Source organism: Micromonospora sp. RV43, assembly GCF_001029515.1.
Classification (GTDB): Bacteria; Actinomycetota; Actinomycetes; order Mycobacteriales; family Micromonosporaceae; genus Micromonospora; species Micromonospora aurantiaca.
In genome coordinates, this window is the sequence record NZ_LEKG01000321.1 from 1 (window position 1) to 3,702 (window position 3,702).

2 protein-coding genes are annotated in these 3,702 nt (G+C 73.7%); both read left to right on the forward strand.

All coding sequences use genetic code 11. The annotated features are described in order from the left end of the window. Positions 1 to 145 precede the first annotated feature (145 nt). Positions 146 to 1,396, forward strand: a complete 1,251-nt coding sequence (locus tag ABD52_RS36715) for a DivIVA domain-containing protein (RefSeq protein ID WP_047894792.1) — start codon at positions 146 to 148, stop codon at positions 1,394 to 1,396. 171 nt (positions 1,397 to 1,567) lie between these two features. Continuing rightward, positions 1,568 to 3,664, forward strand: coding sequence for a hypothetical protein (locus ABD52_RS36720; RefSeq protein ID WP_047894793.1), 2,097 nt, complete (start codon positions 1,568 to 1,570; stop codon positions 3,662 to 3,664). Positions 3,665 to 3,702: the final 38 nt, after the last annotated feature.

Below are 3,702 nucleotides of genomic sequence, written 5' to 3' on the forward strand. Positions count from 1 at the left end.
CCCGACCCGCCCCACCCGCCCGGGAGCTGCCAAGATCGCCAATTGGTCCGGTCTCACCGGACGGCGGAGTTGACCATGTAAACAGGACGCGAAAGGTGCCCACCGCTCTTGCGAACCACCCTGGGGCGTCTGCCAGTATGTCCCAATGCCCCAGCAGCAGTCCTCCCCTCTTGCGTTCTTCGATAACGCGAACTCACAGCCCGATTTCACCGTTGGCCTGCGTGGTTACAACACCAACCAGGTCGACGACTTCATCGGCCGCCTCAGCGCCGCCCTGAGCCAGTCCGAGCAGGCCCGTGCCGAGGCCGAGCAGCGGATGAACGACGCTCAGCGCCGGCTGCGGCAGGCCGAGCAGCGCCAGAGCGCGCTGGAGCAGAAGCTCACCGAGACCAACAAGCAGCTCGAGGAGAACAGCCGGCCGACCCTGTCCGGCCTGGGCACTCGCGTCGAGCAGATCCTGCGGCTGGCCGAGGAGCAGGCCAACGACCACCGCAACGAGGCCAAGCGCGAGTCGGAGGGCATCCTCTCCGCCGCCCGCCTCGAGGCGCGTGAGATCACCGACAAGGCGCGCGCCGAGGCCGCCGCCATGAAGGCGACCGCCGAGCGTGAGGCCGGCAGCGTCCGCACCGCCGCCGAGCGCGAGGCCGCCGAGGTCCGGGTGCAGGCCCGCCGTGAGGCCGACACGCTGCGCGCCGACGCCGACCGCGAGACCAAGCAGCTGCGTACGGTCACCGCGCACGAGGTGGCCGAGCTGAAGTCGACTGTCGAGCGCGAGGTCGCCACGCTGCGCGCCACCGCCGAGCGGGAGATCACCCAGCAGCGGGCGAAGGCCGCCCGGGAGGCCGAGGAGAAGCGGGCCGAGGCGACCAAGCTGCTCACCGACGCGCGCGACAAGCGCGACAAGGACCTCCAGGCCCTGGAGCTCCAGCTCGCCGAGCGGCGGGAGAAGGCCGAGCGCGAGGAGTCGGAGCGGCACGCCGCCCAGGTCGCGCAGACCCAGAAGCTGGTGAACGAGGCCGAGCAGCGGGCCCGTGCGGCGCAGGAGCGGGCCAAGGAGATCGAGCAGCGGGCCGAGGCCCGGCGGGTCGAGTCCGAGCGCACCGCCAACGAGACCGTCGACAAGGCCAAGGCGCTGGCCGACAAGACGCTCAACGAGGCGCGCGCCGAGGCGCAGCGGGTGCTCAACGAGGCCCGTACCGAGGCCGAGCTGACCACGCAGGCGGCCCGTCGCGAGGTCGAGGACCTGACCCGCCAGAAGGACGCGGTCACCTCGCAGCTCGGGCAGATGCTGTCCGGCCTGGCCGGCATCGTGCCGGGCGTGCCGGCCGGCGGCAAGGCCGAGGCGCCGAAGGCGGACGCCTCCGGGCAGAAGGTGTCGGCGGAGTCGGCCGGCTGATCGAACACCCGCTGTCGGGGGCATGAGCCACGGCGCGGGGTGACGCCGGGTGACCGGTGTCGCCCCGCGCCGTCATGCTTGTGCGGCCCGTTTCGCCAGGAGGGTGAAGTAGCTCCCAGAAGGGGCGTCCGTATCGCCCCAGCAGAGCCGGATGCGTGTGAGGATGGGGGCATGTCGCACGGCGAGGAACTGTTCGCGCTCGGCGGGGACGTGACGACGGAGCCCAGCTTCGAGTCCGCCCTGCGGGGATACGAGAAACGGCAGGTCGACCGCTACGTCGCTCGCGCGGAGCACGAGATCGCGGCGTTGACCACCGAGCGGGAACAGGCGTACACCCAGATCCACAAGCTGGCCGGTCAGGTCGAGGTGCTCCAGCGCGACCTGGCCCAGGTGCGCAAGCAGGCGGCGGTGGTGGACCGGGCGTCGTTCCGGCACCTGGGTCCGCGCGTCGAGCAGATCCTCACGATGGCCGAGGAACAGGCCGACGAGATCCTCGGCGCCGCCAACGAGGAGATCGAGGCCCGCCGCGCCGCCGCCGAGCACATCGTCGAGGAGGCCCGGGAGCAGGCCGCCCAGGCGCTCAAGGACTTCGAGATCGCGCTGGCCGCCCGCCGGGCCGAGGAGGAGCGGCACACCGCCGCCCGCAAGGCCGAGGCCGAGGCCACGCTCAAGGCCGCCAAGGACGAGTCCGCGCAGCTGCGCAAGGCCGCGCAGGACGAGTCGACGAAGCTGCGGACGGCCGCCCAGGACGAGGCCGAGAAGCTGCGCCGGACCGCTCAGGACGCGCTGGCGAAGGCCCAGCAGGAGGCCACCCAGCTCCGCGACACGGCCAAGGAGATCCACGCCCGGGCCCAGCAGGAGGCCGCGCGGCTGCGCGAGGCGGCCAAGGAGGCGCTGGCCAAGGCCCAGCAGGAGGCGAGCCAGCTCCGCGAGGCGGCCAAGGAGGTGCACGCCAAGGGCCAGCAGGAGGCCAAGCGGCTCACCGACGCCGCCGCCGAGGCCGGCCGGGCCACGCACGCCAAGGCGCTGGCCGAGGCCAAGAAGATCGTGGACGACGCGGAGGAGGCCGCCAAGGCCACCCGCGGCCGGGCCCGTACCGAGGCCAACCGGCTCACCACCGAGGCCGCCGAGGCCGGCAAGCGCAACCGCGCCGAGGTCGAGGCGTACGTGCAGCGCATGCGCACCGAGACCGAGGCGTACGTGCAGCAGTCCCGCGCGCAGACCCAGCAGGAGCTGGGCGCCTGGCGGGCGGGGGTGGAGAAGGAGGTCGCCGAGCGGCGGGACAGCGCGGAGAAGGAGCTGGCCCAGCGCCGGGCCGCCGCCGAGCAGGAGTTCGCCAAGCGCCGCGACGAGCTGGACAAGCAGCACGCCAAGCGGCAGGAGGAGCTGGAGCAGGCGTACACCACGCGGCGCGACGAGATCGAGCGCACCGCCGCCGGCGTCCGGGAGGCTGCGGAGGCCGACGCGCTGAGCATGCGGCAGCAGGCCGAGCTGGAGGCCGCCGAGCTGCTGCGCCGCGCCGAGGCGGACGCCACCGCGCAGCGCCGCAAGGCCGACGAGCACGTGGCGGCCTCGCGCCGCCAGTTCGAGGAGTACGCGGCCACGACCCAGCAGCACCTCGCCACTACCCAGCAGCACCTGGCCTCGACCCAGCAGGAGGTGGCCGCCGGCCGGCAGCAGCTCGCCGGGGTGATGCTGGAGATCGCCAAGGCCCAGCAGGAGCTGGCCGACCTGCGTACCGAGACGTGGAAGTCGCGGCAGGAGTCCGACGACCTGCAACGACGGCTCGCCGATCTGCGGCGCGACGCCGACTCGGCCGGGATCGCGGCCACCCCGGTCGACCCGGACGACCTCGCCGCCGCCTCCACCGGCCGGTCCACCGGCGACGGCACGCCGGCGGGCGAGGGCACGCCGGTCACCAGCGGCGCGGAGAGCCCCGGCGACACCCCGGCCGGCGGCGGTGCGCCGGTGGCCGCGAAGGGCACCGCCACCGCGGTCCCCAACGGCGCCGGGCCGGCCAAGGGTGACGGCGAGCCCGCCGACGCGGGCAAGGCGAAGCCGGTCGGCGAACCGGTGACCACGATGGACTCCCCCGGCGGAGCAGGCGTCGACGGCGAGCCCACAGTGGCTGCCGTGCCGGGTGAGGGCGGCCGGGGCGCCACCCCCACGAAGATCACCAGCACCGGTGAGAACGGCAAGCGCCCGACAAAGCCGACCACCGACGAGCGCAGCGCCAAGCCCAGCACGGTGACGGTCGACAAGGACTGATCCACCCCGAACTGGCGGGCCCAGCGCCACGTCGGCGA